Source organism: Microbulbifer celer, assembly GCF_020991125.1.
In the GTDB taxonomy this organism is placed as follows: Bacteria; Pseudomonadota; Gammaproteobacteria; order Pseudomonadales; family Cellvibrionaceae; genus Microbulbifer; species Microbulbifer celer.
Genome location: NZ_CP087715.1, coordinates 3,232,757 through 3,249,439, shown reverse-complemented (window position 1 = coordinate 3,249,439; position 16,683 = coordinate 3,232,757). Strand labels below are relative to the sequence as shown.

The following is a 16,683-nucleotide window of genomic DNA, read 5'->3' as shown; positions in this document are numbered from 1 at the left end:
CTTGAGTTTCCCCGTGCCTGTTATTTAGGTGGGCTAGTTTAGCATTGTGCGCTGGGTTGCCGGGTAGAGACTGGCGTGGGAGGTGTTATGAGTGCTTCGATGCCAGCCCTGTGGCGGTTCTGGAGCAGGTGCCCCTTCCCGAGACACGCCGTAAACCCATCCATGGGGGGCTCGGCTGCGGCCGTCCTGGCCGCAGACGGTCTCGGGAAGGGGCACCAGCCCCAGAACCTTCCCGTATAGCGCAGGAATATTACGTACCTATTGCGGTAAGTACCTGTAGGCGTCTCCGTCCGCGCTTAGTGACGGAAGTGACGCATACCGGTAAACACCATCGCCATACCGTGCTCGTCGGCAGCGGCGATGACTTCGTCGTCGCGCATGGAGCCACCGGGCTGGATCACGGCGCTGATGCCCACTTTGGCGGCGTTGTCGATGCCGTCGCGGAAGGGGAAGAAGGCGTCGGAGGCCATGACCGCGCCTTTGACTTCCAGGCCAGCGTGCTCGGCCTTGATGGCGGCGATGCGCGCGGAGTTGACGCGGCTCATCTGGCCGGCGCCGACGCCGATGGTGCGGCCGTCTTTGGCGTAGATGATGGCGTTGGATTTGACCATCTTGGCGACTTTCCAGGCGAACAGGAGTTCGTCCAGTTGCTCGTCGGTGGGTTGCACCTTGGTGACCACTTTGAGGTCATCCTTGGCGACCATGCCGTTGTCTTTTTCCTGAACCAACAAACCGCCGGTGACGCGCTTGTAGTCGAACGCGGTGGGACGCGTTGCGCTCCACTCGCCGCATTCCAGCAGGCGTACGTTTTTCTTCGCGGACACGGCTTCGGCGGCGGCAGTGCTGACCTTGGGTGCGATGATGACTTCGGAGAACTGTTTGTCGACGATCAGCTGGGCAGTTTCGGCATCCAGTTCGCGGTTGAAGGCGATGATGCCACCGAAAGCGGATTCGGGGTCGGTAGCGAAGGCCAGTTCGTAGGCGGTTTTGATATCCGCGGCTACGGCGACGCCACAGGGGTTGGCGTGCTTGACGATGACGCACGCGGGCTCGTCGAACAGTTTGACGGTTTCCAGCGCGGCGTCGGTGTCGGCGACGTTGTTGAAGGACAGTTCCTTGCCCTGCAGTTGGTTGGCGGTGGAGACGGAGGCCTCTTCGGCGTCGGCTTCTACGTAGAAGGCTGCCTTTTGATGCGGGTTCTCGCCGTAGCGCATGTCCTGGGCTTTTTCGTACTGGACGTTGTAAGTGTTGGGGAACTCGCGGGCAACGTTTTCTGTGTTCCGCGCGCCGAAGTGGTTGGCGATCATGCCGTCGTATTGGGCGGTGTGTTCGAAGGCCTGCACCATCAGGTCGTAGCGGGTTTCGTAACCGAGCGCGCCGTCGTTGGCTTTCATTTCTTCGATCACGGTGTCGTAGCTGTGGGCATTGACCACGATAGCGACGTCTTTGTGGTTCTTGGCGGCGGAGCGGACCATGGTGGGGCCGCCGATGTCGATATTTTCGATCGCGGTAGGCAGGTCGCAGTTCGGGTCGGCGACGGTGGCCTTGAAGGGATACAGATTGACCACGACCATGTCGATGGGATTGATGCCGTGTTCGCTCATCACCGCGTCATCGGTGCCGCGACGACCGAGGATGCCGCCGTGTACTTTCGGGTGCAGGGTTTTGACCCGGCCATCCATCATTTCCGGGAAGCCGGTGTAGTCGGAAACTTCCACCACCGGGATGCCGGCTTCACCCAGCTTGCGGTAGGTACCCCCGGTGGAGAGGATCTCCACGCCCATGTTGGAGAGTTCACGGGCAAATTCCACAATGCCGGTTTTGTCGGAAACGCTGATCAGCGCGCGGCGAATGGCCACCTTGTCAGTCATATCGCATCGTCCATCTAGATGTACAAAGAGCAGGTTGAAAACGTCGGAAATACAAATAGCGAGGGGGGATGGGCCGCGCCCATCCCCCCTCGTCAAATTTTTACCGCCCTGGACATCACGCTACTGTGTTGCTCAGGACGGTTGGCTGCTTTACAGCAGACCGTAGCGCTTGAGCTTCTTGCGCAGGGTTCCCCGGTTGAGGCCCAGCAGCTGTGCGGCGCGGGTCTGGTTGTGGCGGGTGTGTTTCATCACCACTTCCAGCATCGGTGCCTCAATTTCAGACAGCACCATATCGTACACATCGGTCACCATCTGACCGTCCAGGTGACGGAAGTAGTTTTCCATCGCCTGTTCAACCGCATCGCGCAGCGACTGCTGCTGCGGTTGTTGTAGTTGCGTCTGGCCCCCGGTGGATGCTACATCACTGGCATCCGGAATCAGTGCTTCATTATTCATGCCGCTTTTGCCCCTCTAGTTATTCGGCGTTCAAACCACTCACGAACGCTGGCATGTTGTGCTTCTGCGCTATCCAGTTGGTTAAAGGTCTTGCGAAAGGACTCGCTGTCAACGAGCGTCTTCAGATACCAGCCCACATGCTTGCGGGCGATACGAACCCCCATAACCTCACCGTAGAAACGGTGTAATTCGCTCAGATGAGCGAGCAATATATCCCTGACTTCTTCCAGTGAGGGTTCGGGCAACCGCTCTCCCGTTGCGAGGAAGTGCGCAATTTCCCGAAATATCCATGGACGTCCCTGAGCTGCACGGCCAATCATGACTGCGGCAGCGCCGGTGTAGTCCAACACCTTGCGGGCCTTCTCTGCGCCGGTGATGTCGCCGTTGGCGAAGACCGGAATCTTAACCGCGGACACAATCTCGGCAATGGTATCGAATTCGGCCTGGCCATGGTAGCCACAGGCGCGGGTGCGTCCGTGAACTGCCAGGGCGGCGATGCCGAGCTCTTCGGCCATTCTGGCCACCGTTACCCCGTTGCGGGATTCCGTGCACCAGCCAGTGCGAATTTTCAGCGTCACTGGTACTGAGACGGATTCAACCACCGCTTCCAGAATATCGGCGACCAGTTTTTCGTCGCGCAGCAGGGCCGAACCCGCTGCTTTCTTACACACTTTTTTGGCCGGGCAGCCCATGTTGATGTCGATGATCTGCGCACCGCGATCTACGTTTGCACGCGCCGCATTGGCCATCATCTCCGGGTCGCCGCCGGCGATCTGCACCGAGATCGGACCGACTTCGCCGCTGTGATCCAGGCGCATTCTCGATTTGCGGCTGTTCCACAGGCTGGTGTCTGAGGTCACCATCTCGGAAACCACCAAGCCGGCGCCGAGTTCCCGGCACAGCTGACGGAAGGGGCGGTCGGTCACTCCGGCCATGGGGGCCAGAATTACCGGCGCACCGATTTTGTAGGGGCCGATGGCGAGGCTGTCTGGCAGCGCTGTGGGCAACGGGTTTACCGCTTTGTTCGCCATCTCGATGGGCACCTGAGTACTTCCGCGGGTTCAGTTGGGTGTCAAAACAGCGGTCTATGATAGCGGCTGTCGGCGCAGTGGAAAAGCGAAAAAGCGTGCAACTTGCTCGGGTTATCGACGTTTAGTGTGAAGTTTGTGCAGAAAAACGCGTAATTTGGCGCCACCACTGGCTGAGACATTGTGCCCACACACTCAGCGGCGTACCTGTCCGGCCGCAATCTGCAGCTCGTAATTGACCGCCTCGGCGCCGGGATCGACGATGTCGATGGCGATATGCACCGGGTTGCCAGTGGGCATCAGACGGCGCCCTGCCAGCTCCCCTTTGAGATACTCCGACGCCACGAAGCGACGGCTGGCGACTGGACGATTCTTGATATCGGAAAATTCCAGCTGCAGTGCGGGGAATGGCTGCTCAAAGGGGGCGCGATTGATGAGTACCGCTTCAACGGCGAGGGCACCGGGAATCTGCGGGTGGCTGCGCACTACCAGGTTGGCGGTGTGAATCGATTGCACGTCGACCTGTGCCGGCAGCTGGCAGCCCAGGGTGGGGCAGACCGCGGCGTAGATCTGGCGCCAGGGTTCGCGTTTGCTCAGGGTGTCAAAGCGGAAATAGGCCGTCTGGCCGATCGCGATCAGAATCAGCAGCAGTGCGCTCAGGGCCCACAGCCCGCTGCGTACGCGGCTGTGACGCTTTGGCTGCCAGGCGACTTCCAGCGGTGCGGGGCCGATACCGGAGATCAGCTGATCCCGCGGCAGCAGAGGGGCATCGTCGACCATCCCCCGGGATGTTTCGCCTGATCGCGCCCCTGGTGAGGGTATCTCGGTTGCAAGTGATTCGGGTGCGGCGGTACCCGGACGGCGCTGGTCAAACTGTTCGTCCGCGAGCAGGTCGCTGTTATCCGCGTTTTCGTTGGCAATGGGATTGTCCCATTCGCCGGGGCCCGGGATGCCGGCAGTTTCTTCGCTGGCGATCTCCTCTGCCCAGGGGTTGTCTGGGTCGCTTTCAATCTCATCGAGTGCGTCGGGTTTCAGCGCGTAGTGGTTGTCGCTGGACTTTTCCCTGTCGTTACTGAGGTCGTGCCATTGCTGCTCACCAAAGGCATCGTCGATTAGCGGTTGCTCGCGGGGTGCCGGCTTAGGCTCGGCTGGGGGGGCAGGTTTTCTGTCCTGCGCGGTTTCGCTGTCGCTACCAGAGGCGTCGGCGTGGTCTTCGCCATCGAGTTCGATGTCGTCGTGAATGAGGAAGTCGTCATCTTCCAGCAGCTCTTCGATGGCCTTTCTGGTGGTTACTGGCTGTTCCGGGTCGTCCTCGTTGAAGACGATGTTTTCATCCGCGCGGAATACCTGCAGGCAGGAGCCACAGCGCACAGCGCCGCGCGCAGCGCGCAATTGCTGCTCACTGACGTGGAAGGATGTACTGCAGTGGGGGCAGCGGGTAACCAGTTGCGACATGGAATTCGACGATTATTGCTTTGGCGGGGAAGTTTATCAGTCTCGTGCGTTCTGGCGTAGTGCCGAGACTCTGAGGGCTCCGTAGGAGGTCCGGTTACTTCGTAAGTTGGCCTCGGGGCGGCACTGCTACCGATACGCTTTCGCGGGACACGCCACAAGCACATCCATGTGGGCTCGGCTGCGGCCGGTCCGGCCGCTCCAGGCATTCACGGCGCCTTCGGCCCATGGCCGCAGACGGTCCCGCGAAAGCGTATCGGTATCAGCGCCTTATCATCTGAGCCCTGTGCTCTATCGTGTTCTTGTTCCGCTCAACCTGACCCACTCTTCTTTTTCACCGTCCGCATCAAAGTCGATCCACTGGCTATACGCCGCTTTCACCTTTTCCGCCTGACTATTCAGGATGCCGGACAGGCAGATACGGCCGCCGATCCGGGTGCGTTCGATCAGCTGCGGGGCCAGCTCGACCAGCGGGCCGGCGAGGATGTTGGCGAGCATGATGTCCGCGTTGGCTTCACTCGCCGGTGGGGTTTTCTCCGGCAGGTAGACCGGGAATCGGTCCGGGTCGATTCCGTTGCGCTGGGCGTTGTCGCGGCTGGCGATAAGGGCCTGGGGGTCGATGTCGGTGCCGAGCGCGCTGTCGGCACCCAGCAGCAGGGCGCCGATACCGAGGATGCCGGAGCCGCAGCCGTAGTCGATGGCGCTTTTGCCCTGGACGGGCTCTTCGGCCAGCCACTGCAGGCACAGGAAGGTGGTGGGGTGGGTGCCGGTGCCAAAGGCGAGGCCGGGGTCGAGCAGCAGGTTGACGGCGTCGGGCTCCGGCGGTTCGCACCAGCTGGGACAGATCCAGAGATTGTCACCGCACTGGATGGGTTTGTAGTGGCTCATCCACTCCCGCTCCCAGTCTTTGTCTTCGAGCTGTTCCCAACGGGCGTTGGGGAGCAGTTCGCACAGGAAGGAGGCGGCTTTGGCTTCGGTGACGCTGGTGTCGATTTCGGCATCGAACAGGCCGGTAACGAGGGTTTCGTCCCACAGGGGTGTTTCCCCGAGGGCGGGCTCGAGAATCGGCTGGTCGGCATTGTCCTGCAGGGTGACGGAGACGGCGCCTGCAAACAGCAGCGCATCTTCAATCTTTTCCGCCTGTTCGCGGTTGGTGTTTACTCTTAGTTGGAGCCAGGGCATTGAGTGAAATCCGAAGTTCGGTGGTTAAAGTTTTCCCAAAACCCTGAGGCGGCGCTTCTGCCGGTAAGACTTTGCGAGACACGCCGTGAACCCATCCATGGGGGCTCTTCTAAAACGTCCCTGTTTTAGAAGGTCTCGCAAAGTCTTACCGGCAGCAGCGCCTTCGATTCGGGCAGCAGTGCTACTTGGGCAATTCGGCAATTGCTTACAGGGTAAGAAAGGTAGGACTGAAGGGGAAGTGCCGGGGATCCGTTTTCAAAAGCGTCGGCGACAGGACGTCGCCGCCGCAGCTTACATGGATGTATTCACAGCGGTTTTGAAAACGGATACCCGGTGCTTTCCCGCCGCGGAGGTCCATCAGAGCGACATACCCCTGGGGCGGGAAGTGAAGCAATGGGGGCTATTCGAGCCCCAGCTTCTTCTCCAGATAGTGGATGTTCACTCCACCCTCGGCGAAGGCCTTGTCCCGGACCAGTTCTTCCTGCAGCGGAATATTGGTCTTGATGCCGGTCACGATCATCTCACCCAATGCCACACGCATGCGCGCCAGCGCAGTCTCGCGGTCTTCGGCGTAAGTGATGATCTTGGCGATCATGGAATCGTAGTTCGCCGGTACCGTGTAGCCAGAGTAAAGGTGGGAATCCACCCGAACACCCAGGCCGCCGGGGGCATGGAAAGTTTCCACCTTGCCCGGGCACGGGAAGAACGTCTTCGGGTCTTCCGCATTGATTCGGCACTCAAAGGAATGGCCGGAGATCTTGATGTCCTCCTGCTTGAAAGACAGCTTCTCACCCGCGCAAACCCGGATCTGCTCCTTGATCAGATCCACACCAGTGACCATCTCCGATACCGGATGCTCCACCTGAATCCGGGTGTTCATCTCGATAAAGTAGAAGCGCTCGTCTTCATACAGGAACTCGAAAGTACCCGCACCGCGGTAACCGATATCGATACAGGCCTGCACACAGGAATCTGCGACCTGCTTGCGCACATCGTCCGGAATGCCCGGCGCCGGCGCCTCTTCGAGCACCTTCTGATGGCGGCGTTGCAGGGAGCAGTCGCGATCGCCAAAGTGCACCGCGTTGCCCTGACCATCGGACATCACCTGGATTTCCACGTGGCGCGGGTTCTGCAGGAACTTTTCCATGTAAACGGTGCTGTCGCCAAACGCCGCGCCCGCTTCGGATCTGGTGACCGAGATGGCGTTTACCAGTGCACCTTCCGAGTGGACCACGCGCATACCGCGGCCACCGCCGCCGGACGCGGCCTTGATGATGACCGGGAAGCCGATCTTGCGGGCAATCTCCAGGCAGGCCTGGCCGTCGTCCGGCAGCGGGCCGTCGGAGCCGGGTACGGTGGGGACGCCAGCCTTTTTCATTGCCGCGATGGCGGAGACCTTGTCGCCCATCAGGCGGATCACATCCGCATCGGGGCCGATAAAGGTAAAGCCGCTTTTCTGTACCTGCTCGGCAAAGTCGGCGTTCTCCGCCAGAAAGCCGTAGCCCGGGTGTACCGCCACCGCATCGGTGATTTCCATCGCCGATATGATCGCAGGAATATTCAGGTAGCTCTTGGGAGACGGGTTGGGGCCGATGCATACGGCCTCATCCGCCAGTCGCACATGCTTCAGATCGCGGTCGATCTGGGAGTGCACGGCGACGGTGCCAATGCCCATCTCTTTACAGGCGCGCAGGATGCGCAGCGCAATTTCGCCGCGGTTGGCGATCAGTATTTTATCAAACATTCGCAGTCACCCCACTCAGGAAATGGTGACGAGCGGCTGGTCGAATTCTACCGGCTGACCGTCCTCGACGAGGATGGATTCGATGGTGCCGGCTTTGTCGGCTTCGATCTGGTTCATCATCTTCATGGCTTCGACGATGCAGATGACATCGCCCACTTTGACCTGCTGGCCCACTTTCACAAACGGATCCGCGCCGGGGCTGGAGGCGGCGTAATAGGTGCCCACCATGGGGGATTTCACCGGGTGGCCGGTGAGTGCCGGAACGGATTCACCACTGCTCTCTTCTGCCGCAGGCGCTGGTGCGGCGGGTGCAGCCGGGGTCGGAGCCTGTTGCATCGGCGGTGCCATGGGGGGCATCTGCATCTGTGCCGCCTGCATGGCATTGGCACCACTGGTACCGCGGCTGATGCGTACGGACTCCTCGCCCTCTTTGATTTCCAGTTCGCCGATATCGGACTCTTCAAGCAGTTCGATCAGCTTTTTGATCTTGCGGATATCCATAACAGTGTCACTCTCGATTTTGTGAATATACGATCACCGGCGCGCAGCCGGCGAAGGAAAATAGGGTCGTTAAAGCCGCTGCAGGGCAGCCTGCAGCGCCAGTGTGTAACTGTCGGCGCCAAAACCGCAGATGACGCCCTGGGCCAGGTCCGACAGATAGGAGTGGTGTCGGAAGGGCTCACGGGCGTGCGGGTTGGAGAGGTGCAGTTCAATAAACGGAATCGCCACCCCCGCCAGCGCATCGCGCAGGGCGACGCTGGTGTGGGTAAAAGCCGCGGGATTGATGACGATGAAATCCACCTTGTCGGCGTAGGCCTTGTGGATGCGCTCCACCAGTTCTGCCTCACTGTTGCTCTGCAGACTGTCGAATTCGCAGCCCGCGTCGGCGCACTGGGCGCGCGCGGCATCGTCGATCTGGGCGAGGGTGGTGGAACCGTAGATTTCTGGTTCGCGGGTGCCCAGCAGGTTGAGGTTGGGGCCGTGTAACAGGAGCAAGCTAGCCATTCTTTGCCTCGGTCTAAGCCTCGGGGAGTACACGCGAAACTGTGACTAAAATCTGTAAAAAGTCATAGATCTTGCGGGCAACATGCAGCAAAACACCGCAATGCCCAGTATGAGCGCGAGTTTGCCGCAAAACTGACCTTCTGTCCATGCCCCAAAATCGAAAATAGAGACGTTGCGCGCAGTTCGGCGAAATTACAGGGCATTTAGCCGCAAAGTTCTATTGGCAATGGCTGGACTGCCTGTTTTAGTGGCTGAAATAGCCATGCGAACAGGGCTGTGGTGAACGAGCTCGAGTGAAAGGGACGTCACCGCCAGTTGATGTATCGGGTGACCTTTGAAATGGATCAGTTCTGATCTCCGCTTGCCTCCAGGGTTCCACTGCGCACAGCTTCCCGCATCGCTTTCAGCAGTCCATCCCGCGTCAGGATCTGCGGCAGGATCTGCGGCTCGCCGCCGCCAGCCGGATACAGCAGGTACAGCGGCACGCTGGTGCGGCCATAGCGGGTAAGGAGTTCGCTGATCTGTGGGTCCTGGTTGGTCCAGTCTCCCTTGAACGCGGTAATGCCCAGGCTCTTCACCGCGGCAGTCACGGTATCGCTGGACAGTACCGCCTTTTCGTTGGCGAGGCAGGTGATGCACCAGGCTGCGGTCATGTTGATCAAAACCGGCTGGCCCTTGGCACGGGCGGCGTTCAGCGCATCCGGGGAATAGGTCTGCCAGTAGCCACTTTTCTGGCCCTGATCGGGCGAGTCAGTCCGGGTGGAGAGTTGCGGCAATAGCAGCAGCGCGATAGCTGCGGCGGCAACCGCCACCGTGCTTTTGCCCCAACGCCATTTCTTCCCGTTATCCTGGGGACGCGGCCACACCCACAGGGCGAAGGCGACGGCCACCGCACCTGCAAGCACCAGAGCTACCCCGTCACTGCCGGTTTGACGTCCCAACACCCACAACAACCAGACCGCAGTGAGGTACATGGGGAAGGCGAGTAGTTGTTTCAGGGTTTCCATCCACGGACCCGGGCGCGGCAGGCGCTCTGCCAGGCGCGGTACGTAGGTCAGTAACAGGAAAGGAGCCGCCATGCCGGCGCCGAGTGCGGCAAATACTGCCAGTGCAATCAGTGGAGATTGGGTGATCGCGAACCCGAGCGCGGACCCCATAAACGGCGCAGTACACGGGCTTGCCACCACGGTTGCCAGGGCGCCGGTGGCGAAAGAGCCGCCGAGGCCCGTGCCGGCCGTGTTCCCAGCGCCCAGGCCCATCAGGCGGGTGCCAAATTCGGTAACGCCGGAGAGGCTCAACCCCATAGCAAAAAACAGGTAAATCAAAACCGCAACCACCGCCGGTGACTGTAGCTGGAAGCCCCAGCCCACAGCCTCGCCGGCGGCTCGCAGTCCCAACATCAGCGCAGCAATGCCTACGAAGGTGGCCACAACACCGGCGGTGTACATCCAGCCGTGCAGGTGGCGGCGATGATCGCCGTTGTGGGTAATGGCAAGTGCCTTGATGGATAGGACCGGAAATACGCAGGGCATCAGATTCAGCAGTATGCCGCCAGCAAAGGCCAGCGCGACCGCCAGTAGCAGGCCGCCGCCGGTGGCAGATGGGGTCGCCGCCAGGGGTTTGAAGTCGGTACCGGCCGTCGAGCCGCCGCTGGAACCTGTCGATGGCGCATCGATCGCGACCGCTGTCTGCTGCTGCGGATCCAGTTCAAAGTAGCGGGTCTGCGGTGGATAGCACAGGCCTGCATCGGCACAGCCCTGGTAGTGGACTTCCAACTGCAGAGGTTCGGCGCCAGTGGCGCTGCTGGGGATGTCCGGCAGCGCAATGGGGACTTCCAGCTGCCAGCGGTAGACCTCGGTTTCTTTTTCGAAATAGTCGTCCCAGATAGTCTCGCCGGATGCCAGCGTCAGTGGCAGTTCGGTTTTCTCGCCGCCCTGTCGCAGGTAGAGGGCGAGCTTGTCACGGTAGAGGTAGTACTCGGGGGCGATCTGGAAAACAGCGCTGACATTGTCAGTGTCGAACAGGACATCCAGTTGGTAGGCCTGATCCACCGGCAGGAAGTCGTCCCGGGAAGTGGGGGCGCCGGCCAGGGGGTTGCTGTTCTGTTGTGCGTTGGCGAGGGGGTTGGCGGCGGCAGTTGAATTGGTCGCAAAACCACTCGTCTCAGCCTGTGCCAGTGTCGACAGTAGAGTGCCGCCGAGTACGGCCAGAATCACTCCGAGGACAAATGCCGCAGTATGCAGCCGTGTCGGGTGGGAAGTTTGCATTTTCTGGCCGGGAATCGTCACAGTCATGGGCGGCAAATTTCTTTATAGTACAGAATCTTGAGAGTGAATTGGCTGCAGGCACCGGTGCTGAACCGCTATACAGCCGGTTTATTCGACCATCGGGACACCCTGCGGGTTCCGGGCTGATTCTTCCGGCGTCTTCTCTGACACCCCATCTGGCCGGGGTGTCGTCAATGGTGCTGGTGTTGCATGCAGCGAGGCCGCAGTATAGCGGTGCATGTGGTACAAAAAAACAACAGTCGCGGATTGTGAGCATCCGCTTGTCTGTTTGAGGCAATAAGGAAATTGGAGGAGTGGGCATGCTTGAGGACCTGGGTCCCGCAATTAGGAACACGGGAAAGTGGGGGGGAGTCATTTTCTTGCTATTGCTGACCGCCTGCGCTGCACCGAAACCGGCGCCGACCGTGTCGCAGCCACAACCGGCACCGGCTCCCAGTGGGCCGAGCGAGGAGGAAATCCGCCAGCGCGCCGTGGCGCACTTTCTCAAGCGCGCCGAAGCGGCGCAGCGGGAGGGCTTTCTCACCAGTCCCGCCGGCGCCAGCGCCTACGACTTCTATTTGAATGTGCAGCAACTGGACCCCGGCAATCAGCGTGCGGCCACCGGTATTCAGGCTATTGTGTTGCAGCTGGTGGAGCAGGCCCGGGACGCGTTGCGTCACCGCGCCTTCGGTCGGGTAAACAGCCTGCTCAACACCGCGGATGAAATTGCGCCGGGCAATCCGCTCAGTGCGGAGGTGCGGGCGCAGGTGAAACGTGAACAGGCCCGCGCCACGGCGGATCGGGTACCGGCAGGCGCCGGTGCCCAGTCCGTTCCGCTTGCAACCGCGGAGCTCGATGCGCGCTCGGAAAAAATTACCCGGGTGCTCACCGGTATTGCCGAGCGCATTCGCCAGCACCAGATGCGAGTGATCATTATCGCGCGCACGGATGCGGAAGGTCGCTGGATTTATGGCCAGTTACGCCAGGCCGTGCCGGGCTATCGGGTGCGGGGGGATATCAAATTGGGTAGCCCGCCGCGATTGCTGTTGCAGAAACAGTGAATCTTGGTATTTGAGTTGATGCCGCAACAAAAATAGAGAAACACGGGAGTCGACCATGAAAGGTAACCAGCGACGATTTCTGGCGGTGGTGGCCGCTGCATGTGTAATGTTTGCCAGCTTTACCATCGCTGAAGCGAATCAAGAAAAAGCGACGGGTGAAGAAGTCGTGGTCACGGGCTATGCGCGCGAGATGCCGCCAGGGGTAGTGATGGGCGTTGCCTACCTTTCATTGCACAACCCGACACAGCGTCCGCGGGCATTGCGGGCGGTAGAGCTGCCGCGACACCCCGAAGCCAGCGCGGCGCTTCACGCGACGGTAAATGAAGACGGGGTCAGCCGCATGCGGCCGCTGCAGGAAGTAACACTGGATGCCGGGGGCGTTCTTGAAATGCAACCGGGCGCGACCCATCTGATGCTGCACGGAGTCCGGCTCCGGGCGGGAGAGTCGCTCCAGTTGCGGCTTGTGTTCGCTGATGGGGCAACCCAGCAGATTACAGTTCCGGTACGCGCAATGGTCACTGCGCAGCATGAGAGTCACGATACCCACCGTCATCACGGCGGTTGAAAGGCCACGGTGCCGGCGATGGGAATCTGGTGCAGCGGACTGTTACAGAACTTTACGCGGGGGCCACTGGTCTACATCAGTCACTATACCGGTCACTATGACTTAAAAGTATTTCACAGTAATGGTGTCGAATTCGCTTTAAGCCCGCATTGGGCGGATGCGGTCAACCGAATAAGGGGGGAGTTATGAGAATGAATTTACCGGCCAAGCGTTGTGCGGCCTTGTTGGTGTGTGCGCTGGCGGCGGTATTGCTCGCAGCCTGTGCCCACAGCCCGGTGCAGGTGCGGGTGCAGCCAGAGGTGCAAGTGGCACCGGCTAATATTGGTGCCGGTTATACCCTGCAGGCGCGCGGTGTGAATCAGTTGCCGGGCGGTGGACTGGGATCGCTTGGTGGCATCTATGCGGACTCTTCCAATATCACGCTGGCGAACAATATTGAGCAGGCGCTGGGAGATTCCCTGAGCCGCGGCTTTGAAAATTGGTCGTTCCGCACCATCGATGGACCGGCGGATGTCCAGGTGGTAGCCAATCTCACTGACCTCCGTTACGACAGTCCCAATAAGCTGTATACCACCAAGGTGGATACCGGGGCTTCCATCCAGCTGCAGGTGATGGTGGGTGGTGCCACTTTCTTCGGCAATTACAGCACCAGTGGCAAGGATCGCAACCTGATCAAGCCCAGCCGCGAAGAAGTGGAGGTCAGCATCAACAAGTTGTTGAGCGCAACACTCCAGCGCGCTTTTGAGGATGAAAAGCTGAAAGCCTTCCTGGGGCAGCACCTCTAGGGCACCACGCAGATAGCGGTCCACCAGGCGGTTTCGCTGTGCAGTAGATGGGGCGCAAAAGGTGGATTTCCGGACTGTTGTGATGGAATTCTCAATCGCGCCCGGTGGGTGTAGAGATGAGGCCCGCGCCTGGCCGGAATGCAGGTATGATTTTTCTGTCCCCGGCGGTGTTGCTATCGCGCGCAGTAGGGCATATTACAGTGGTGCCGGAGGTGATTCTGCATGTGGAATTTCCCCTGGCTTGATACCGGTAACAATTGCCGGTATATCTGACTAGATGCAAGTAATGGCAAACCGGATACCCATTGGCTGAATTCAACCCCGAAAACGCCGATTTCAAACGCCTGCTTGATCAGGCTGATACTGCAAGCCTCTCGCAGGGGCATCTCAGCCCGTTGGCGGCAGAGGTGGCCCTGGGGGAGGTGGCGGACGGCGTGGTGGTGACTGATCGCCGCGGGCAGATTCTGTACAGTAATCCGCTGGTGAGCGAATTATGCGGCAATCTGGTGGGGTTGTTACCGGGACAGTACCTGGCGGATGGCCTGCCGTTATACGATGACTGCGGCCAACTGATCGACCTGGGGCTCGATGCCGATCGCGAAGCGTCAGAGCAGCTGCCCTGCCGCCGGGAGTTCGGGGCAAGTATTCGCCGTGAGGACGACGAGTTTCTGGACATCAATGTCCAGGTTCACACGCTGCGTAAAACAACCCACACCGAAGGATTCGTGGTTATTCTCCGGCATACTTCCAATGCGCGCCGGATATCTTCCCGCCTCAGCTGGCAGAGCAGCCACGATACATTGACACGCCTGCCCAATCGGCAGTTTTTTGAGCATGCCTTGCAGAAAGTGCTGGTGGAGTCCACCGGACCGAAGCAGCACCATATCCTGCTGTATCTCGATGTTTATCAGTTCAAGGTCGTTAACGACACCCTCGGTTACAGCGCCGGGGATGCGTTGCTGCTCGCTCTGGCGCAGATTCTTACCCGGAGCCTCAGCCCGGGAGATCTGCTTGGACGCGTGGGCAGTGATGAGTTTGCCCTGTTACTGCGCGACTGCACCCTGGAAGAGGCGCGGCGCATTGTCACCCGCTTGCGGGAGACGGTGAACGGTTTTGTTTTCCGCTGGGATGACAGTGAAACCCGTCCGGCCTTGTCGATTGGTGCCGTCAGCGTGGACAGCCACGCGCCTCCGGCAAGCCAGTTGCTGGCTTCCGCGAATGATGCCAGCTGTGCTGCGCGTGATCAGGGGCGCAACCGGGTGAAGTTTTTCAGCGACTCGCGCAAGGCGCTGGAGAAGCGTCGTGAGAGCACCTGGCTGGCGGAGATCCACGCGGCTATTCGTGAAGACCGCCTGCTACTGTATCGCCAGCCAGTGGTTTCATTGCAGGAAAAAAACCGCATCCATCACTACGAGGTGCTGGTGCGGATGCAGGGGCGCGATGGCGATATCATTTCACCTGGTCTGTTTTTGCCCGCGGCGGAACGCTACGGGATGATCGATGAAGTGGACCGCTGGGTTATCCGCAATATTTTCCGGTATATGGCGCTGGAACAGAGCAGTGGTGGCAGTGGCTTCCACTATGCGATCAATATCTCCGGTATCAGTCTGGGGGATGAGTTGTTTGCGGGCTTTGTGTTGCGGGAATTGACGGAGGCCGGGGTGGCGCCGTCGCGGGTTCAGTTCGAGATTACGGAGACCAGTGCGATCAATAATCTGGATCGGGCGCTGGTGTTTATCCACAAGTTGCGGGCCGCGGGCTGCAGTTTTGCGTTGGATGATTTTGGGCGCGGGGCGTCGTCGCTGGCGTATCTGCGTCAGTTGCCGGTGGATTATCTGAAGATTGATGGGTCTTTCGTGCGCAATATGCTGGACGATGAGATCGATAGTGCGATGGTGAGTACGGTGGATCACCTGGCGAAGCGGATGGGGATCAGTACCATTGCGGAGTTTGCGGAGACGCCGGAGTTGCTGGAGAAGCTGCGCCTGATGGGGGTGGATTTCGCCCAGGGCTTTGGCATTGCCGCGGCGTCCTGTCTGCCGGAGATCAGCGGGCCTCGGCCCTCAACAACAGCGACTTGATTCCATCCTTCTGAATCTGTTTTTGTGGCGGCAGAGTGTCAGGCGAGGCTTTTCAGGACCGCTGTGAATACATCCCTGTACTCTGCGTCGGCGACGCTCCTGAAAAGTCTCGCCTGACACTCTATCTCCGCATCTGAGTTTTTATTTCGTACTTAGCTGGCTAAATCCTAAATTAGGCATTTGCGGTCTGTGCCAGCAGTTCCGCGTGCTGCTCCGGCCGCAACCGCGGACCAAACTGACTGACCACCTGGGCCGCTGCCGCACAGGCAAAGGTACCCGCTTCCTCGAAACTCATTTCCCGGTTGATCCCGTACAGAAACGCCCCGGCAAACATGTCGCCGGCACCGTTGGTGTCGATGGCTTTCACCGTGGGGGCTGTCACGCGGTATTCGTGGTTGCCGTCCCACAGCAGTGCGCCGTCGGCACCGAGGGTGATGGCGAAAGCGCGGCAGTGATCGCGCAGGCTCTGGGCGGCGGTGGTGAGGTCGTCGGTGTCGCTGAATTTCAGGGCTTCGTCGCGGTTGCAGAACAGCAGGTCGACTTTGTCGCCGATCATTTCTTTCAGGCCGTCGTGGAACAGTTGCACCATCATGGGGTCGGAGAGGCTCAGTGCGGTTTTGACGCCGCTGGTCTCTGCCTGTTTGCGCAGGGCGACGGCAGCGGCGCGGCCGGTGGGGGAGGAGACGAGGTAGCCTTCTATATAGGTCCAGCGGCTGTTGGCGATGGCGTCGTGGTCGAGCTCTGCCACGGACAGCTCGGCGCTGATGCCGAGATAGGTGTTCATGCTGCGTTCCGCGTCGGGGGTGATCAGCACCAGGCATTTGCCGGTGGTGCCGTCGCTATCGGCGTTTCTGAGGGCCTCGGGGTAGGCGACGCCGGCGGCGGTGAGGTTGTCGCGGTAGAAGTCTCCGTTTTCATCGGCGGCGACTTTACAGGAATAGAAGGTGTCGAGGCCGAAGTAACTGGCGCCGATAATGGTGTTGGCACCGGAGCCGCCACAGGCGCGGCTGGCGGTGACCATGTGGTCTTTCAGGTCCCGCACCAGTTGCTGCTGGCGGTCGTCTTCCACCAGGGTCATTACGCCTTTGTCGATGCCGAGCTGTTGCAGGTCGCTGTCGGTGACTTCGATTTCCGTATCGAGGAGGGCGGCGCCGATGCCGTAGAGGTCGTACTGGTGCATAGGGTT

Annotated in this window: 14 protein-coding genes; 4 read left to right on the top strand and 10 right to left on the bottom strand. The window is 60.1% G+C overall.

The features are described 5' to 3' along the window. Positions 1–296 precede the first annotated feature (296 nt). The 9 genes from purH to LPW13_RS13390 all read right to left on the bottom strand — a co-directional run bounded on the left by purH (position 297) and on the right by LPW13_RS13390 (position 11,032). On the bottom strand, positions 297–1,871 hold the full coding sequence (gene purH, locus LPW13_RS13430; RefSeq protein WP_268932648.1) for a bifunctional phosphoribosylaminoimidazolecarboxamide formyltransferase/IMP cyclohydrolase: 1,575 nt from the start codon (positions 1,869–1,871) through the stop codon (positions 297–299). A 150-nt stretch (positions 1,872–2,021) separates the two neighbouring features. After that, on the bottom strand, positions 2,022–2,327 hold the full coding sequence (gene fis, locus LPW13_RS13425; protein ID WP_143735464.1) for a DNA-binding transcriptional regulator Fis: 306 nt from the start codon (positions 2,325–2,327) through the stop codon (positions 2,022–2,024). Next, positions 2,324–3,358, bottom strand: coding sequence for a tRNA dihydrouridine synthase DusB (dusB, locus tag LPW13_RS13420; RefSeq protein WP_230436117.1), 1,035 nt, complete (start codon positions 3,356–3,358; stop codon positions 2,324–2,326). Before dusB ends, fis begins: the two co-directional genes overlap by 4 nt. A 192-nt stretch (positions 3,359–3,550) precedes the next feature. Then, positions 3,551–4,810: a DUF3426 domain-containing protein gene (locus tag LPW13_RS13415; RefSeq protein ID WP_230436116.1), complete on the bottom strand. Its 1,260-nt coding sequence runs from the start codon at positions 4,808–4,810 to the stop codon at positions 3,551–3,553. 288 nt (positions 4,811–5,098) lie between these two features. Continuing rightward, positions 5,099–5,989, bottom strand: a complete 891-nt coding sequence (gene prmA, locus LPW13_RS13410; protein WP_230436115.1) for a 50S ribosomal protein L11 methyltransferase — start codon at positions 5,987–5,989, stop codon at positions 5,099–5,101. A 400-nt stretch (positions 5,990–6,389) separates the two neighbouring features. Beyond that, positions 6,390–7,733 (bottom strand): acetyl-CoA carboxylase biotin carboxylase subunit, encoded by a 1,344-nt coding sequence (gene accC, locus LPW13_RS13405; protein ID WP_230436113.1) that lies wholly within the window; start codon positions 7,731–7,733, stop codon positions 6,390–6,392. A 15-nt stretch (positions 7,734–7,748) separates the two neighbouring features. Then, on the bottom strand, positions 7,749–8,234 hold the full coding sequence (gene accB, locus LPW13_RS13400) for an acetyl-CoA carboxylase biotin carboxyl carrier protein (RefSeq protein WP_230436111.1): 486 nt from the start codon (positions 8,232–8,234) through the stop codon (positions 7,749–7,751). 69 nt (positions 8,235–8,303) lie between these two features. Beyond that, positions 8,304–8,738 carry a type II 3-dehydroquinate dehydratase gene (aroQ, locus tag LPW13_RS13395; protein WP_230436110.1) on the bottom strand — a complete coding sequence of 145 codons (435 nt, stop codon included), beginning with the start codon at positions 8,736–8,738 and terminating at the stop codon, positions 8,304–8,306. A gap of 344 nt (positions 8,739–9,082) precedes the next feature. Continuing rightward, entirely contained in the window at positions 9,083–11,032 is a 1,950-nt protein-coding gene (locus LPW13_RS13390; protein WP_230436108.1) for a protein-disulfide reductase DsbD family protein, read from the bottom strand. A gap of 353 nt (positions 11,033–11,385) precedes the next feature. On the opposite strand from LPW13_RS13390, the gene LPW13_RS13385 reads away from it, so the two are divergent. From LPW13_RS13385 to LPW13_RS13370, 4 genes are all read left to right on the top strand, one after another. Next, positions 11,386–12,066, top strand: a complete 681-nt coding sequence (locus tag LPW13_RS13385) for an N-acetylglucosaminyltransferase (protein ID WP_230436107.1) — start codon at positions 11,386–11,388, stop codon at positions 12,064–12,066. A 55-nt stretch (positions 12,067–12,121) separates the two neighbouring features. Further along, positions 12,122–12,631, top strand: a complete 510-nt coding sequence (locus LPW13_RS13380) for a copper chaperone PCu(A)C (protein WP_230436105.1) — start codon at positions 12,122–12,124, stop codon at positions 12,629–12,631. A 185-nt stretch (positions 12,632–12,816) separates the two neighbouring features. Then, positions 12,817–13,416 carry a YajG family lipoprotein gene (locus tag LPW13_RS13375; RefSeq protein WP_230436103.1) on the top strand — a complete coding sequence of 200 codons (600 nt, stop codon included), beginning with the start codon at positions 12,817–12,819 and terminating at the stop codon, positions 13,414–13,416. 305 nt (positions 13,417–13,721) lie between these two features. After that, positions 13,722–15,497 carry a putative bifunctional diguanylate cyclase/phosphodiesterase gene (locus tag LPW13_RS13370; protein WP_230436102.1) on the top strand — a complete coding sequence of 592 codons (1,776 nt, stop codon included), beginning with the start codon at positions 13,722–13,724 and terminating at the stop codon, positions 15,495–15,497. A 172-nt stretch (positions 15,498–15,669) separates the two neighbouring features. Here LPW13_RS13370 and LPW13_RS13365 read toward each other — a convergent pair whose 3' ends face one another. After that, positions 15,670–16,677: an adenosine kinase gene (locus tag LPW13_RS13365; RefSeq protein WP_230436100.1), complete on the bottom strand. Its 1,008-nt coding sequence runs from the start codon at positions 16,675–16,677 to the stop codon at positions 15,670–15,672. Positions 16,678–16,683 lie beyond the last annotated feature (6 nt).

What these genes read in the sequence shown, in the direction of transcription:
- purH (WP_268932648.1), bottom strand. Translation starts at nt 1,871, where the DNA reads ATGACTGACAAGGTGGCCATTCGCCGCGCGCTGATCAGCGTTTCCGAC.
- fis (WP_143735464.1), bottom strand. Translation starts at nt 2,327, where the DNA reads ATGAATAATGAAGCACTGATTCCGGATGCCAGTGATGTAGCATCCACC.
- dusB (WP_230436117.1), bottom strand. Translation starts at nt 3,358, where the DNA reads ATGGCGAACAAAGCGGTAAACCCGTTGCCCACAGCGCTGCCAGACAGC.
- LPW13_RS13415 (WP_230436116.1), bottom strand. Translation starts at nt 4,810, where the DNA reads ATGTCGCAACTGGTTACCCGCTGCCCCCACTGCAGTACATCCTTCCAC.
- prmA (WP_230436115.1), bottom strand. Translation starts at nt 5,989, where the DNA reads ATGCCCTGGCTCCAACTAAGAGTAAACACCAACCGCGAACAGGCGGAA.
- accC (WP_230436113.1), bottom strand. Translation starts at nt 7,733, where the DNA reads ATGTTTGATAAAATACTGATCGCCAACCGCGGCGAAATTGCGCTGCGC.
- accB (WP_230436111.1), bottom strand. Translation starts at nt 8,234, where the DNA reads ATGGATATCCGCAAGATCAAAAAGCTGATCGAACTGCTTGAAGAGTCC.
- aroQ (WP_230436110.1), bottom strand. Translation starts at nt 8,738, where the DNA reads ATGGCTAGCTTGCTCCTGTTACACGGCCCCAACCTCAACCTGCTGGGC.
- LPW13_RS13390 (WP_230436108.1), bottom strand. Translation starts at nt 11,032, where the DNA reads ATGACTGTGACGATTCCCGGCCAGAAAATGCAAACTTCCCACCCGACA.
- LPW13_RS13380 (WP_230436105.1), top strand. Translation starts at nt 12,122, where the DNA reads ATGAAAGGTAACCAGCGACGATTTCTGGCGGTGGTGGCCGCTGCATGT.
- LPW13_RS13375 (WP_230436103.1), top strand. Translation starts at nt 12,817, where the DNA reads ATGAGAATGAATTTACCGGCCAAGCGTTGTGCGGCCTTGTTGGTGTGT.
- LPW13_RS13365 (WP_230436100.1), bottom strand. Translation starts at nt 16,677, where the DNA reads ATGCACCAGTACGACCTCTACGGCATCGGCGCCGCCCTCCTCGATACG.